Annotated in this window: 16 protein-coding genes; 8 read left to right on the plus strand and 8 right to left on the minus strand. The window is 54.5% G+C overall.

Translation table 11 applies throughout. The features are described from left to right. Positions 1–10 precede the first annotated feature (10 nt). From accA to tilS, 4 genes are all read left to right on the plus strand, one after another. The gene (gene accA / locus CMQ96_RS26380) at positions 11–970 is read left to right on the plus strand and encodes an acetyl-CoA carboxylase carboxyl transferase subunit alpha (RefSeq protein WP_004137983.1); all 960 of its coding nucleotides are present in this window, start codon (positions 11–13) and stop codon (positions 968–970) included. 335 nt (positions 971–1,305) lie between these two features. Then, positions 1,306–3,444: a lysine decarboxylase LdcC gene (locus CMQ96_RS26385; protein ID WP_004137982.1), complete on the plus strand. Its 2,139-nt coding sequence runs from the start codon at positions 1,306–1,308 to the stop codon at positions 3,442–3,444. A gap of 62 nt (positions 3,445–3,506) precedes the next feature. Further along, entirely contained in the window at positions 3,507–3,896 is a 390-nt protein-coding gene (locus CMQ96_RS26390; protein WP_004137980.1) for a VOC family protein, read from the plus strand. A gap of 69 nt (positions 3,897–3,965) precedes the next feature. Then, complete coding sequence (tilS, locus tag CMQ96_RS26395) at positions 3,966–5,267, plus strand: tRNA lysidine(34) synthetase TilS (protein WP_024360361.1); 1,302 nt, start codon at positions 3,966–3,968, stop codon at positions 5,265–5,267. Between the two features lie 15 nt (positions 5,268–5,282). On the opposite strand, the gene rof is transcribed toward tilS, so the two are convergent. Both rof and CMQ96_RS26405 read right to left on the minus strand, forming a co-directional pair. Then, entirely contained in the window at positions 5,283–5,543 is a 261-nt protein-coding gene (gene rof / locus CMQ96_RS26400) for a Rho-binding antiterminator (RefSeq protein WP_004137976.1), read from the minus strand. Then, complete coding sequence (locus CMQ96_RS26405) at positions 5,530–5,730, minus strand: YaeP family protein (protein ID WP_004098778.1); 201 nt, start codon at positions 5,728–5,730, stop codon at positions 5,530–5,532. The genes rof and CMQ96_RS26405 overlap by 14 nt, the downstream gene beginning before the upstream one ends. Before the next feature lie 196 nt (positions 5,731–5,926). Here CMQ96_RS26405 and CMQ96_RS26410 point away from each other — a divergent pair, with 196 nt between their 5' ends. Genes CMQ96_RS26410 through nlpE form a run of 3 tightly spaced genes read left to right on the plus strand, consistent with a single transcriptional unit; the run spans position 5,927 to position 7,622 of the window. Next, on the plus strand, positions 5,927–6,472 hold the full coding sequence (locus tag CMQ96_RS26410; RefSeq protein WP_004137974.1) for a YaeQ family protein: 546 nt from the start codon (positions 5,927–5,929) through the stop codon (positions 6,470–6,472). Beyond that, positions 6,469–6,882 (plus strand): alternative ribosome rescue aminoacyl-tRNA hydrolase ArfB, encoded by a 414-nt coding sequence (gene arfB / locus CMQ96_RS26415; RefSeq protein WP_098067562.1) that lies wholly within the window; start codon positions 6,469–6,471, stop codon positions 6,880–6,882. Before CMQ96_RS26410 ends, arfB begins: the two co-directional genes overlap by 4 nt. 41 nt (positions 6,883–6,923) lie before the next feature. Further along, positions 6,924–7,622, plus strand: coding sequence for an envelope stress response activation lipoprotein NlpE (gene nlpE, locus CMQ96_RS26420; protein WP_098067564.1), 699 nt, complete (start codon positions 6,924–6,926; stop codon positions 7,620–7,622). Positions 7,623–7,686: 64 nt separating this feature from the next. On the opposite strand, the gene proS is transcribed toward nlpE, so the two are convergent. From proS to metN, 6 genes are all read right to left on the minus strand, one after another. After that, entirely contained in the window at positions 7,687–9,405 is a 1,719-nt protein-coding gene (gene proS, locus CMQ96_RS26425) for a proline--tRNA ligase (RefSeq protein WP_049085791.1), read from the minus strand. Positions 9,406–9,515: 110 nt separating this feature from the next. Beyond that, complete coding sequence (tsaA, locus tag CMQ96_RS26430; protein WP_024360364.1) at positions 9,516–10,223, minus strand: tRNA (N6-threonylcarbamoyladenosine(37)-N6)-methyltransferase TrmO; 708 nt, start codon at positions 10,221–10,223, stop codon at positions 9,516–9,518. Beyond that, positions 10,220–10,627, minus strand: coding sequence for an Rcs stress response system protein RcsF (gene rcsF, locus CMQ96_RS26435; RefSeq protein ID WP_004137968.1), 408 nt, complete (start codon positions 10,625–10,627; stop codon positions 10,220–10,222). Before rcsF ends, tsaA begins: the two co-directional genes overlap by 4 nt. A gap of 108 nt (positions 10,628–10,735) precedes the next feature. Next, positions 10,736–11,551: a methionine ABC transporter substrate-binding lipoprotein MetQ gene (gene metQ / locus CMQ96_RS26440; protein ID WP_004137967.1), complete on the minus strand. Its 816-nt coding sequence runs from the start codon at positions 11,549–11,551 to the stop codon at positions 10,736–10,738. A 39-nt stretch (positions 11,552–11,590) separates the two neighbouring features. Next, on the minus strand, positions 11,591–12,244 hold the full coding sequence (locus CMQ96_RS26445; RefSeq protein ID WP_004129148.1) for a methionine ABC transporter permease MetI: 654 nt from the start codon (positions 12,242–12,244) through the stop codon (positions 11,591–11,593). Further along, entirely contained in the window at positions 12,237–13,268 is a 1,032-nt protein-coding gene (gene metN / locus CMQ96_RS26450) for a methionine ABC transporter ATP-binding protein MetN (RefSeq protein WP_004129149.1), read from the minus strand. The genes CMQ96_RS26445 and metN overlap by 8 nt, the downstream gene beginning before the upstream one ends. Positions 13,269–13,456: 188 nt before the next feature. Between metN and gmhB the strand changes: the two genes are divergently transcribed. Beyond that, positions 13,457–14,023: a D-glycero-beta-D-manno-heptose 1,7-bisphosphate 7-phosphatase gene (gene gmhB / locus CMQ96_RS26455; protein ID WP_024360366.1), complete on the plus strand. Its 567-nt coding sequence runs from the start codon at positions 13,457–13,459 to the stop codon at positions 14,021–14,023. The last annotated feature ends 267 nt before the right edge of the window (positions 14,024–14,290 follow it).

The raw sequence follows: 14,290 nt of genomic DNA on the forward strand, positions 1-14,290 counted from the left end.
CAGGAATACTATGAGTCTGAATTTCCTTGATTTTGAACAGCCGATTGCAGAGCTGGAAGCGAAAATCGATTCTCTGACAGCGGTAAGCCGCCAGGATGAGAAACTGGATATTAACATCGATGAAGAAGTGCATCGCCTGCGTGAAAAAAGCGTAGAGCTGACGCGCAAGATCTTCGCCGATCTTGGTGCATGGCAGGTTGCGCAACTGGCTCGCCATCCACGTCGCCCATACACCCTGGATTATGTCCGCCTGGCTTTCGACGAATTCGACGAACTGGCCGGTGACCGCGCCTACGCTGACGATAAAGCTATCGTTGGCGGCATTGCGCGTCTGGACGGGCGTCCGGTGATGATTATCGGCCACCAGAAAGGGCGCGAAACCAAAGAGAAAATTCGCCGCAACTTCGGTATGCCGGCGCCGGAAGGCTATCGTAAGGCGCTGCGCCTGATGGAGATGGCCGAGCGCTTTAAAATGCCGATCATCACCTTCATCGACACCCCTGGCGCTTATCCTGGCGTTGGCGCGGAAGAGCGCGGCCAGTCTGAAGCGATTGCGCGCAACCTGCGTGAAATGTCGCGCCTGAGCGTACCGGTTATCTGCACCGTTATCGGTGAAGGCGGCTCCGGCGGCGCGCTGGCAATCGGCGTGGGCGATAAAGTGAATATGCTGCAGTACAGCACCTATTCCGTTATCTCCCCGGAAGGCTGCGCGTCCATTCTGTGGAAAAGCGCCGATAAAGCGCCGCTGGCCGCCGAAGCGATGGGTATTGTTGCCCCGCGCCTGAAAGAGCTGAAGCTGATTGACTCCATCATTCCTGAGCCGCTGGGCGGCGCGCATCGTAATCCGGAAGTGATGGCCGCCTCTCTGAAAGCGCAGCTGCTGGCCGATCTGGCTGATCTCGACGTTCTGAGTGAGGAAGAGCTGCTGAACCGACGCTATCAGCGTTTGATGAGCTACGGCTACGCCTGATTATCGATCTCATTTTTTATCTCTAAGGGCCGGATTTTCCGGCCCTTTTTTTATGTATTGTTGACTGAGATGAGAGGGACAAGAGCTAATGTGATTAGCGGATGATGCCGGTCTCCCCTGAAACTGCAGCAACGGCCAGGTATTGCGACCCGACAGGCATTTAACAAGGATAAATATGCATAGCATCAAACTGTCATGTTAAGCGCCGTGTCCGAGGGGATCACGTTAAGCCTGGGGCGATGCCTGGAAAGCGCGGTAATAGAGATAAATCCGCCAGTGCTTAGCGCTGGCGGGGTGCTATTATGCTTTCCTTAGGTAAATTCCAGGAGGAAAGCGTGAATATCATTGCGATCATGGGTCCCCACGGCGTCTATTATAAAGACGAACCGATCAAAGAACTGGAAGCCGCCCTGCAACGGCAAGGCTTCCAGACCATCTGGCCGCAAAATAGCGCCGATCTTTTGCAATTTATCGAGCATAATCCGCGGATCTGTGGGGTTATTTTCGACTGGGATGAATACAGCGTTGACCTGTGCAGCGATATTAATCGCTTAAATGAATACCTGCCGCTCTACGCATTTATCAACGCCCATTCGACGATGGACGTCAGCAGTCAGGACCTGCGCATGACGCTATGGTTCTTTGAATACGCGCTGGGGCTGGCGGAAGAGATCGCTACCCGCATCGGTCAATACACCCGCGAATACCTCGACAACATTACCCCGCCGTTTACCAAAGCCTTGTTCAACTATGTGCAGGAAGGAAAATATACCTTCTGTACCCCCGGGCATATGGGCGGCTCGGCTTACCAAAAAAGCCCGGTAGGCTGTCTGTTTTACGATTTCTTTGGCGGGAATACCTTAAAGGCCGACGTCTCCATATCCGTGACGGAACTGGGGTCGCTGCTCGATCATAGTGGCCCGCACCTGGAAGCTGAAGAGTATATTGCCCGAGCCTTCGGCGCCGAACAGAGCTATATGGTGACCAACGGGACCTCGACGTCGAATAAAATTGTCGGGATGTATTCCGCCCCGGCGGGCAGCACCCTGCTTATCGATCGCAACTGCCATAAATCGTTGGCTCATTTACTGATGATGAGCGATGTGGTGCCGCTGTGGCTCAAACCGACGCGCAATGCGCTGGGGATCCTTGGCGGCATACCTAAGCGCGAATTTACCCGCGATAGTATTCAGCAAAAGGTGAATACGACAGGCGGCGCCGGGTGGCCCGTGCATGCGGTGATCACCAACTCCACCTATGACGGGCTGCTGTATAACACCACCTGGATCAAAGAGACCCTCGACGTACCGTCAATCCACTTTGATTCCGCCTGGGTGCCCTACACCCATTTTCATCCGATCTATCAGGGCAAAAGCGGGATGAGCGGCGATCGCATTCCGGGGAAAGTGATCTTTGAAACGCAGTCGACGCATAAAATGCTGGCCGCGCTATCGCAGGCTTCGCTGATTCATATTAAAGGCAGCTACGATGAAGACACCTTCAATGAAGCCTTTATGATGCATACCTCGACTTCTCCGAGCTACCCGATCGTTGCCTCCATTGAAACGGCTGCCGCGATGCTGCGCGGCAATTCCGGTAGGCGGCTGATTCAGCGTTCGATTGAACGGGCGCTGGATTTTCGGAAAGAAGTGCAGCGGTTACGCGAAGAGTCTGACGGCTGGTTCTTTGATATCTGGCAGCCGGAAGAGGTGGGGGAAGCACAGTGCTGGCCGGTGTCCCCCGGTGAACAATGGCATGGCTTTCAGGATGCCGATGACGACCATATGTTCCTCGATCCGGTGAAAGTAACCATTCTGACGCCCGGTATGGACGAACAGGGCAACATGGATAGCGAAGGCATTCCGGCCGCGCTGGTGGCGAAGTTTCTGGATGAGCGCGGCGTGGTGGTTGAGAAAACCGGGCCCTACAATCTGCTGTTCCTTTTCAGTATCGGCATTGATAAAACCCGAGCGATGGGGCTGCTGCGCGGGTTAACCGAATTCAAACGCTCTTACGATCTCAATTTACGGGTGAAAAACATGCTGCCGGATCTGTACGCTGAAGATCCTGATTTTTACCGCAACATGCGCATTCAGGATCTGGCGCAGGGTATCCATCGCCTGATTCGCCAGCACCAGCTCTCGCAGCTGATGCTGAGCGCCTTTGACGTTCTGCCGGAGATGAAAATGACGCCGCATCAGGCCTGGCAGCGGCAGATTAAAGGCGAAGTGGAAACCATCGAACTGGAGAATCTGGTCGGGCGTATTTCAGCGAATATGATCTTACCGTATCCGCCGGGCGTGCCGCTGCTGATGCCCGGTGAGATGATCGTCGAGGAGAGCCGGGCGGTGCTCAATTTTCTATTAATGTTGTGCTCCATCGGCCGCCACTATCCAGGCTTCGAAACCGATATCCACGGCGCGAAACGCGATGAAGATGGCGTGTACTGGGTTCGAGTCTTAAAAAATGACTAAGCGCTTGCGCAATAACGAACTGAACGAGTAACGTTGTTGGCTTCAACGGGAGGAGTTTGAGCATGCTAGGTTTAAAACGGGTTCACCATATCGCCATCATTGCAACGGATTATGCAAAGAGTAAAGCGTTCTACTGCGACATTCTGGGGTTCACCCTGCAGGGCGAGTTTTACCGTGCAGAGCGTGATTCATGGAAGGGCGATCTGGCGCTGAATGGCGAATATGTTATTGAACTGTTTTCTTTCCCGTTTCCTCCTGCGCGCCCGAGCCGCCCTGAAGCCTGCGGGTTACGCCATCTGGCGTTTAGCGTCGACGATGTTGATGCCGCCGTTGCCCATCTTGAGGCGCATGGCGTAGCCTGTGAAGGCGTTCGTATCGACCCCTTCACCGGTAAGCGATTCACGTTTTTTAACGATCCGGACGGTCTACCGCTGGAGATTTATCAGCAGTAATTCTTGTCAGAGCGTGTTCTGCCGGGTAACGTGCCGGACACGCTTTCCTCAGTTAGTACTCTCATGATGATGATCCCAGATATTGCGCAAACGCTCCGACCGCATCGCCAGTTTTTAGTGGCCTTTAGCGGCGGCCTGGATTCGAGCGTGCTCTTATATCGCCTGGTTCGCTGGCGCGAACAGGATCCCACCGTTCAGCTGCGGGCGATGCATATTCACCACGGGCTCAGCGTGAACGCTGACGATTGGGTGGCGCACTGCCGGCTAATATGTCAGCAGTGGCAGGTGCCGCTTTTGGTTGAACGGGTGGTCCTCGCCGATGAGGGGCTGGGGATTGAGGCCCATGCGCGTCAAGCGCGCTATCAGGCTTTCCGTTCAGCGCTGCTGCCTGGCGAAGCGCTGGTGACCGCGCAGCATCTTGACGATCAGTGTGAAACCTTCCTGCTGGCGCTTAAGCGGGGGAGCGGTCCCACCGGGCTCTCGGCAATGGCCTGCGAGTCCGATTTTGCCGGAACGAAACTGCTGCGTCCGCTGCTTAACGAAAGTCGCGACTCTCTGCACCGTTGGGCGATAGCCCATCAGCTCAGCTGGATTGAAGACGAAAGTAACCAGGACGACGCCTACGATCGCAATTTTCTCCGCCTGCGGATTGTTCCGCTGCTTAACGCCCGCTGGCCGCACTTTGCCGAGGCCGTGGCGCGCAGCGCCAGCCTGTGCGGCGAACAGGAACGACTGTTGGATGAAATGCTGGCGGCGGAGCTGGCAACGCTGGTGGCTGAGGATGGCGCGTTGGCTATCGAACCGTTGACGGCCATGAGCGCTCCGCGTCGGGCCGCGCTGCTGCGCCGCTGGCTGGCTGGATTCAATGCGCCAATGCCTTCGCGCGAGGTGCCGGAGCGTATCTGGCGTGAAGTGGCGATGGCGCGCGAGGATGCTTTTCCCTGCCTGCGGCTTGGGCAATTTACCGTCCGTCGCTTCCAGCAGCGGCTGTACTGGGTGAAATATCTCCCCGGCCAGAGTGAAACGGTACTGGCGTGGCCCGATATCGCTAAGCCGCTGCCGTTACCCGGCGGCCTGGGTGAACTGAGGTTCCTGCCCGGCGGCCCGTTACGCGGCCCGCGCCAGGACGAAGCGGTAACCATTCGCTTTCGCGCCAGCGGTCATCTGCATATCGTCGGTCGCCACGGTGGCCGTAAGCTGAAGAAAATCTGGCAGGAGCTGAACGTTGCTCCTTGGCGGCGCGATACCACGCCGCTGCTGTTTTACGGCGAAACGCTAATCGCCGCAGCCGATGGTCTGTTTATTACCGTCGATGGGAAAGTTCAGGAAGGTGAAGGCGTGCAGTTGATATGGATGAAAACGGGCGGCTGAGCCACCCGTTTTGCTTCAGGACTCGCTGACCACTACCGTACCGATTTGCGGATGGCTGAAGCTGGCGATTTTATCCAGGCGCACCTCGCGAACATCGCCGGCGAGCTCCACGACCAGATACTCGATATTTTTGCGCGAGATAAGATCGTTGGCCTTCGCTTGCAGCTGTTCGCCATCTTTGAGCTCCAGCGCCAGGACCAGATGGTTCTGACAGGCAAGTTCGAGGTTGTCATAATCATCGCAATTGATGGGTTGATAAGTATCATTCATTGACATAATCGCTCACCAGTAAGTTTGCCGCCGCATATGCGGCCTTTTCCCTGACTGACTCAGCAAGGGCCTGATCCGCCGCAACCTCATTCAATACTTTCAACACGCAACCTAGCGCATCCGGGATATACCCAAGGTCCCCGCTGGCTATTTCCGCATACCGCTTGCGTATTAACTCACAATATTTGTCCACATGCCCTCCTGTCAGCGTTCTGACTTAACCGTGGGATGTAAGTTTAAGCCTACGAAGATAAACTCTGTTTAGCAAGGTGACTATACCATAGTCATTTAAGCAATATCAGCAGGATGAAAGGGGATCCTGCGATTGCTGACAGCCTTTTGCCGCCAGTTTCGCTACAATGTACGCCATTTTTATCAGGAGTTTCCTCATGGCGCTGAAAGCGACGATTTATAAAGCGACGGTGAACGTGGCCGACCTGGACCGCAACCAGTTTCTGGATGTCAGTTTGACCCTTGCCCAGCATCCGTCAGAAACCCAGGAGCGTATGATGCTGCGCTTGCTGGCGTGGATTAAATACGCCGACGAGCGTCTGCAGTTTACCCGCGGTTTGTCTTCCGATGATGAAGCTGAACTCTGGCTGCTAAACGATCATTTGGGCGTTGATCTGTGGATCGAACTGGGGCTGCCGGACGAGCGGCGGATTAAAAAAGCCTGCTCGCGGGCGCAAGAGGTCGCGCTGTTTGCCTATAATAGTCGGGCGGCAGAAATCTGGTGGCAGCAAAATAAAAGTAAAATGGCACAGTTTTCAAAGCTGACCGTATGGTATTTAGATGATACTCAGCTGGCGCAGCTCAGTGCTTTTGCCGATCGGACGATGTCGCTACAGGCGACTATTCAGGACGGCGGTATCTGGTTATCAGACGCTAAGAATAATCTTGAAATTCATTTAACGGCCTGGCAAACATCCGCATGATTACGATTAGCCGCAGCGTGATGATTGCGGATGCTGAGGTTTCACTTTCCGGAATACGCGCGCAGGGGGCGGGCGGTCAGCACGTCAATAAGGCATCGACGGCTATTCATTTGCGCTTTGATATTAAAGCATCGAGCCTGCCTGAGTTTTATAAGGAACGCCTGCTGACTTCCAGCCATCACTTAATTTCTGCCGATGGTGTGGTTATCATTAAGGCTCAAGAATATCGCAGCCAGGAGATGAATCGTGAAGCGGCGATTGCGCGCCTGGTTGCCTTAATACAAGAATTAACCGCAGTACAGAAAAGTCGTCGGGAGACGCGACCGACCAGAGCGTCGAAAGAGCGCCGGCTTGCCTCAAAGGCGCAAAAATCTTCAGTTAAAGCGCTGCGTGGAAAAGTTCGCCATTAAGGGCATGGCGAACCGGTGGAATGGATGATAAGGAATTTACAGTGAAGAAAATCGTGTTTTCAGTCGTGGCGGCCTGTTCGCTTTTTGCGTTATTCGGCTGCAACCATCGTGCGGAGATGGAAACGTTACAACCGGCGCCGATGGAAGAGCTAAAGCCGATGCAGCAGAGCTGGCGCGGCGTGCTGCCGTGCGCAGACTGCGAAGGTATCGAAACCTCGCTCTTTCTTGAGAAAGACGGCACCTGGGTGATGAATGAGCGATACCAGGGCGTCAGGCGCGAGCCCTCCTCTTTTGCTTCATACGGTACCTGGGCGCGCACGGCCGATAAGCTGGTGCTGACCGACAGCAAAGGCGAGAAATCTTACTATCGGGCGAAAGGCGACAAGCTGGAAATGCTCGATCGCGACGGTAATCCCATCGAGTCAACGCTGAACTATACGCTGGAATCCGTCAAAGCCAGCCTGCCCATCACGCCGATGGCGATGCGCGGCATGTACTTTTATATGGCGGATGCCGCGACCTTTACCGATTGCGCAACCGGCAAGCGGGTGGCAGTCGCGAATAATGCGCAGCTCGAGCGTGCTTATGCCGCGGCGCGCGGAACGGATACTCGTCCGGTGCTGCTGGTGGTCGAGGGGCACTTTACGCTGGAAGCGAATCCGGATAACGGCGAGATGGTAAAAACGCTGATGGCGGATAAAAATATTAAATTTATTCCAGGCAAAGACTGTAATCAGTAATGGTTACCCGTGGAAAAAGAAAGGCCTCGCATAAGCGAGGCCTTTTTGCATTCAAAGATGATTGTTAACCTTTGATAGCGTTAACCAGGTAGTTCACGATATCACCGGTTTTAATCAGCTGCTTCTCGCCGCTGCGACGATATTTATATTCGATATCGTCGTTGTCGAGGTTGCGGTCGCCCAGCACGATAGTGTGCGGAATACCGATAAGCTCCATATCGGCGAACATCACGCCCGGACGCTCTTTACGGTCGTCCATCAGCACGTCGATACCCAACGCGGTTAGCTCAGCATACAGCTTCTCGGCCAGCTCCTGTACGCGGTAGGATTTATGCATGTTCATCGGCAGAATCGCAACCTGGAACGGGGCGATAGCTTCCGGCCACAGGATCCCGCGATCGTCAAAGTTCTGCTCAATGGCTGCTGCCACCACGCGAGTCACCCCGATGCCGTAGCAACCCATGGTCAGGATCTGGTTACGGCCATCTTCGCCCTGGACAGAGGCTTTCATCGCTTCAGAGTACTTGGTACCCAGCTGGAAGATGTGGCCCACTTCGATACCGCGTTTAATCAGCAGCGTCCCTTTGCCGTCCGGGCTCGGGTCGCCCGCCACCACGTTACGGATATCAGCCACTTCTGGGGTCGCGACATCGCGATCCCAGTTGATGCCGAAGTAGTGTTTACCGTCGATGTTCGCGCCTGCGGCAAAATCGCTCATTGCGGCAACGGTACGGTCAATAACTACCGGAATCGGCATGTTAACCGGGCCCAGAGAACCGGGGCCCGCCTGCACCAGCGCGCGGATCTCTTCTTCGGTGGCGAAGGTCAGCGGGCTGGCGACCTGCGGCAGCTTTTCCGCTTTAACTTCGTTCAGCTCATGATCGCCGCGAACCAGCAGGGCAATCAGCGGAGACTTGCTGTCTTCTACCGCTTTCACCAGCAGGGTTTTCACCGTTTTCTCAATCGGCAGATTGAACTGCTCAACCAGCTCGGCGATGGTTTTGGCGTTCGGCGTATCGACCAGGGTCATTTCCTGAGTAGCGGCAGCGCGCGGCTCTTTCGGCGCAACGGCTTCGGCGAACTCGATGTTGGCCGCGTAGTCTGAAGAATCAGAGAAGATCACGTCATCTTCACCGCTTTGCGCCAGCACCTGGAATTCGTGGGATGCGCTACCGCCGATAGAACCGGTGTCAGCCTGTACCGCGCGGAAATCCAGGCCCATACGGCTGAAGATTTTGCTGTACGCGGCGTACATTGCGTCGTAGGTCTCCTGCAGAGATTCCTGAGAAGTATGGAAAGAGTAAGCATCTTTCATCAGGAATTCACGGGAACGCATCACGCCGAAACGCGGGCGCACTTCATCACGGAACTTGGTCTGGATCTGATAGAAGTTCAGCGGCAGCTGTTTGTAAGAGCTCAGCTCGTTACGAATCAGGTCGGTGATCACTTCTTCATGAGTCGGGCCGAGCACGAACGGACGTTCGCCACGGTCAGCAATGCGCAGCAGTTCCGGGCCGTACTGTTCCCAACGACCACTCTCTTGCCACAGTTCAGAGGGCTGAACTACCGGCATTAACACCTCGATGGCACCGGCGTTATTCATCTCTTCACGCACGATGTTCTCGACTTTTTTCAGGACGCGCACGCCGGTCGGCAGCCAGGTGTATAACCCGGAGGCCAGCTTGCGGATCATCCCGGCGCGCAGCATCAGCTGATGGCTGATAACCTCGGCGTCGGCAGGTGTCTCCTTCAGAGTGGAGAGCAGGTATTGGCTAGTACGCATGTTGTTACGGTTCCATTTGGACGATCGATACAGGCTGGAAGCCAGCCTGACACAAAAAAGTGGTTTAGTTTACCAGTGTGGCAAAGATGCCAAAAGAGAGGAAAATAAAATTAGCGTGGTTCGAGAGAAAAGACTTCAAAACCGGACGAAATCACCCGCCAGCGCACGTTAAAATCCAGCAGCCAGACGGCATAGGTCTTTCCCGGGTCTTCTTCTTTACGATATGCCGGCCGCGGATCTTGTGCCAAAACTTCGCGTATAAACGCCTTAAGCCGGGGATAGCGCTTTTCCAGAGCGAAAAGCTGGGCTTCGGTTTCTGACGTGAAGCTTACCGCCACTTCCGCCTGCGGCGCCTGCTGAGCGTAGCTCGCGCTGGCTTCCGGCAGCGCTTCGGCAAAGGGCAGGTAAGGTTTGATGTCGACTACCGGCGTACCGTCCACCAGGTCCAGGCTGCCTAACTCAAGAACGACGCGCTCTTTTTGGCAGCAAATACCTTTTAGCTCGACCAGCGACATACCGATTGGATTAGGGCGGAAGGTAGAGCGGGTGGCGAAAACGCCCATCCGCGCGTTGCCGCCGAGGCGGGGAGGGCGTACGGTTGGGCGCCAGCCGCCTTCCATGGTCTGATGAAACACAAACAGGACCCACAAATGGCTGAAGTTTTCCAGGCCGCGTACGGCATCGGCCTGGTTATAGGGAGGCAGAAGATGTAATTCGCCGCCGCCGTTTTTAACCAGCCCAGGCTGGCGGGGGACGGCAAATTTTTCTTTATAGGGCGAGCGAATAACGCCTATCTGCGCAAACTGAAAATCACTCATTGCGCCGTAACGTTAAGCGCTGAACCAAGGCAGACGGCCTGGCGGTAGCAGCCTGGGGTTCCGCTGGTGACTTCGCAGCGGTGCAGCAGCACGGCATTGGCTTTCATTTTTGCAGCGTTAATCTGCATGCGCTTGCGAGCCGTCGGGATATTGGGCGGAGAGTCTTGATTCGAGGCCTGGCAGGATTCACCGGTGACTTCGCCGAGTTCGCGGAAAGGTTTACCCACCAATTCTGTTGCATTGGTATAGATTCTTACCGGGGCCGGACGCGTCGCTTTCGGTTTTGCCGGTTCCGATTTGGCTGGCGGGGTTACGGTGCTTTGTACAGGCTCGACGGGAGATCTGCTTAGCATAGAACAACCGCTTAACATGAGTGCTAACAAACAGACCGGTAAAGCACGCATAGTATTTCCTCAATAAATAATAAAACAGGGCGCTATTGAATCAGGTGCTTGCATAAATGACAAGACGGGCATAAAGCCCGCCCTGAATGATATTACGCTGAGAAAAGATTACCAGCCTTTCACCGCGCCGCCGTTAAAGATTTTGTTAGCCGCTTCGTAAACTTCGTCACTCTGGTAAGCCTGAACAAATTTCTTAACATTTTCCGCATCTTTGTTGTCTTCGCGAGCGACAATCAGGTTCACGTACGGAGACTCTTTACCTTCCACGAAAATACCGTCTTTTGCCGGCGTTAAGCCGATCTGGCTGGCATAGGTGGTATTGATAACCGCCAGAGCGATCTGCGCATCATCCAGGGAGCGCGGCAGTTGCGGGGCTTCCAGCTCAACAATTTTCAGGTTTTTCGTATTTTCAACGATATCCAGCGAGGTTGGCAGCAGACCAACGCCTTCTTTCAGTTTGATCAAGCCAACCTGCTGCAGCAGCAGCAGAGAGCGGCCAAGGTTGGTGGGATCGTTAGGAATCGCGACCTGAGAGCCCGGCTGCAGCTCGTCCAGCGATTTGATTTTTTTCGAATAACCGGCAATTGGGTAAACAAAAGAGTTACCTACGGAAACCAGCTTGTAGCCGCGGTCTTTGATTTGCTGGTCAAGATACGGCTTATGCTGGAAGGCGTTAACGTCGATATCGCCTTTGCTCAGCGCTTCGTTCGGCAGAACGTAGTCGTTGAAGGTCACCAGTTCAACATCAAGGCCGTATTTTTCTTTTGCTACTTTCTGCGCGACTTCCGCAACCTGCTGCTCCGCACCGACGATAACGCCGACTTTAATATGGTTAGGATCTTTTTCGTCCTGACCGCAACCCACCAGAGCCAGAGAACCGATTAACGCGCCGACTGCCGCAAAGGTTTTGAAATTAAAGGCCATGTTATTTCCTTCCTGTAAGATTCTGTATTGTGTGTAATGTTATTTGTGAGTCACAGCCCGGACGATACGATCGCCAGAGAATTGAATTAAGTACACCAGAATAACCAGCAGCACCAGTACGGTATTCATTACCGTTGCATTGTAGCCGATATAACCGTACTGGTAGCCAATCTGTCCGAGACCACCTGCACCCACGGCGCCGCCCATCGCGGAATAGCCGACCAGCGTAATGAGGGTAATGGTTGCCGCGTTCACCAGACCCGGCAGCGCTTCCGGCAGCAGGACCTTACGCACGATCTGCATCGGCGTTGCGCCCATGGCGCGGGACGCTTCGATAAGGCCGGTGGGGATCTCCAGCAGGGCGTTTTCAACCATACGGGCGATAAAGGGCGCTGCGCCGACCGTTAGCGGAACAATGGCCGCCTGCAGGCCGATCGACGTCCCTACAATCACGCGGGTAAAGGGGATCATCCAGACCAGCAGGATAATAAAAGGAATCGAGCGGAAAATATTCACCACCGCCGAAAGCGTACGGTAGAGCTTCGCATTAGCGGCAATTTGCCCCGGACGGGTGACGTAAAGCAGGACGCCGACCGGCAGACCAAGAACAAAACCGAAGAAGCCGGAGACGAACGTCATGGCCAGCGTTTCCCATACGCCGCGAACCAGCAGCCAAATCATTGGTTCAGACATATCCCAGTACCTCTACTTTTACATGGTGTTCCTGTAGCCAGGCGATCGCGGCCTGGGTATCTTCCTGCGTGCCGTGCATCTCGGTCAGCATAATGCCGAACTTCACGCCGCCCGCGTAATCCATCTGCGCGCTAATAATGTTGTTGTTTACATTAAAGCGACGGGCAGTTTCAGAAAGCAGCGGGGCATCAACGGAGTGACCCGTGAACTCCATGCGCAGCATGGGCACGCTATCGGGAAGAGCCTCAGACTTCAGACGCGCCTGATAATCATCCGGGATATCCAGGTGCAGCGTTGACTGAATAAACTGTTGCGCCAGCGGAGTTTTGGGATGAGAGAAGACCTCGCTCACCGTATCCTGTTCAATCAATTGGCCGTTGCTGATCACGGCAACGCAATCACAGATGCGTTTGACGACATCCATTTCGTGGGTAATCAGCAAAATCGTCAGGCCCAGACGACGGTTGATATCCTTCAGCAGCTCCAGAATCGAGCGCGTGGTAGCCGGATCCAGGGCGCTGGTGGCTTCGTCGCAGAGCAGGACTTTTGGGTTGCTCGCCAGCGCACGGGCGATGGCGACGCGCTGTTTTTGACCGCCGGAGAGGTTTGCCGGATAGCTATCGTGCTTATCCCCCAGGCCGACGAGATCGAGCAGCTCGGTAACCCGGCGTTTGATTTCTTCCTTCGGGGTATTGTCGAGTTCCAGCGGCAACGCCACATTACCGAATACGGTACGTGAGGCAAGCAGGTTAAAGTGCTGGAAGATCATGCCGATCTGGCGACGAGCGCGAGTCAGCTCTTTTTCGGACAGCGCCGTTAGCTCCTGGCCGCCCACCTGTACGCTGCCCTGAGTTGGACGTTCGAGCAGGTTAACGCAGCGGATTAGTGTACTTTTACCCGCGCCGGAAGCGCCGATGACGCCATAAATTTGCCCGGCGGGGACATGCAGGCTGACATCGTTCAGCGCCTGTATGCTGCGATTTCCCTGCTGGAACACTTTGGTAATCTTCGAAAGTTTAATCATCAGTTATTTATTATCGTTTAGCCGTTTGCCGTGGCATTTTCTTCTGCCGTGTCCAGGCGATGCCTGTCAATGAAATGGATGTTAAGGCATCCAGACGTCTAAATCAATCTGACTCTGTATAATGAGCACTTTCTTGCGTCGGGAAACATGCGATACTACGCGCATTAGCCTTTATCAGGAGCAAACCGGTGGCAATGTCAGTACCCGCAATTTTTCTTGACCGTGATGGCACGATTAATGTCGATCACGGATACGTCCATGAAATCGACAACTTTGAATTTATCGATGGTGTCATTGATGCAATGCGTCAATTAAAGGAGATGGGCTACGCGCTGGTGGTGGTGACCAACCAGTCCGGTATCGCCCGCGGTAAGTTTACTGAAGAGCAGTTTGAAACGCTGACCGAGTGGATGGACTGGTCGCTGGCCGATCGCGGCGTTGATCTGGATGGCATCTATTATTGTCCGCACCACCCGCAGGGAACCGTCGAAGAGTTTCGCCAGACCTGCGACTGCCGTAAGCCGCATCCGGGTATGCTGATCTCGGCGCGTGACTATCTGCATATTGATATGGCTGCTTCCTATATGGTCGGCGATAAAGTCGAAGATATGCAGGCAGCTCTGGCGGCCAATGTCGGCACGAAAGTATTAGTGCGTACCGGCAAGCCAGTCACTCCAGAAGCGGAAAGCGCCGCTGATTGGGTGCTTAATAGCCTGGCTGACCTGCCGGATGCTATCAAAAAGCAGCAAAAATAAGCGTTATGTATAAAAGATGAGCGGTTGAAATAAAATTGTATTTTACCGCTTGTCAGCGCCGAATAACTCCCTATAATGCGCTCCCACTGACACGGCAGATGTGAATCACTTCACAAACAACCCGGTCGGTTGAAGAGAAAAATCCTGAAATAACGGGTTGACTCTGAAAGAGGAAAGCGTAATATACGCCACCTCGCAACGGTGAGCGAAAGCCGCGTTGCACTGCTCTTTAACAATTTATCAGACAATCTGTGTGGGCACTCAAAG

This window comes from Klebsiella sp. MBT K-1 (genome assembly GCF_002556465.1).
GTDB lineage: Bacteria > Pseudomonadota > Gammaproteobacteria > Enterobacterales > Enterobacteriaceae > Klebsiella > Klebsiella grimontii.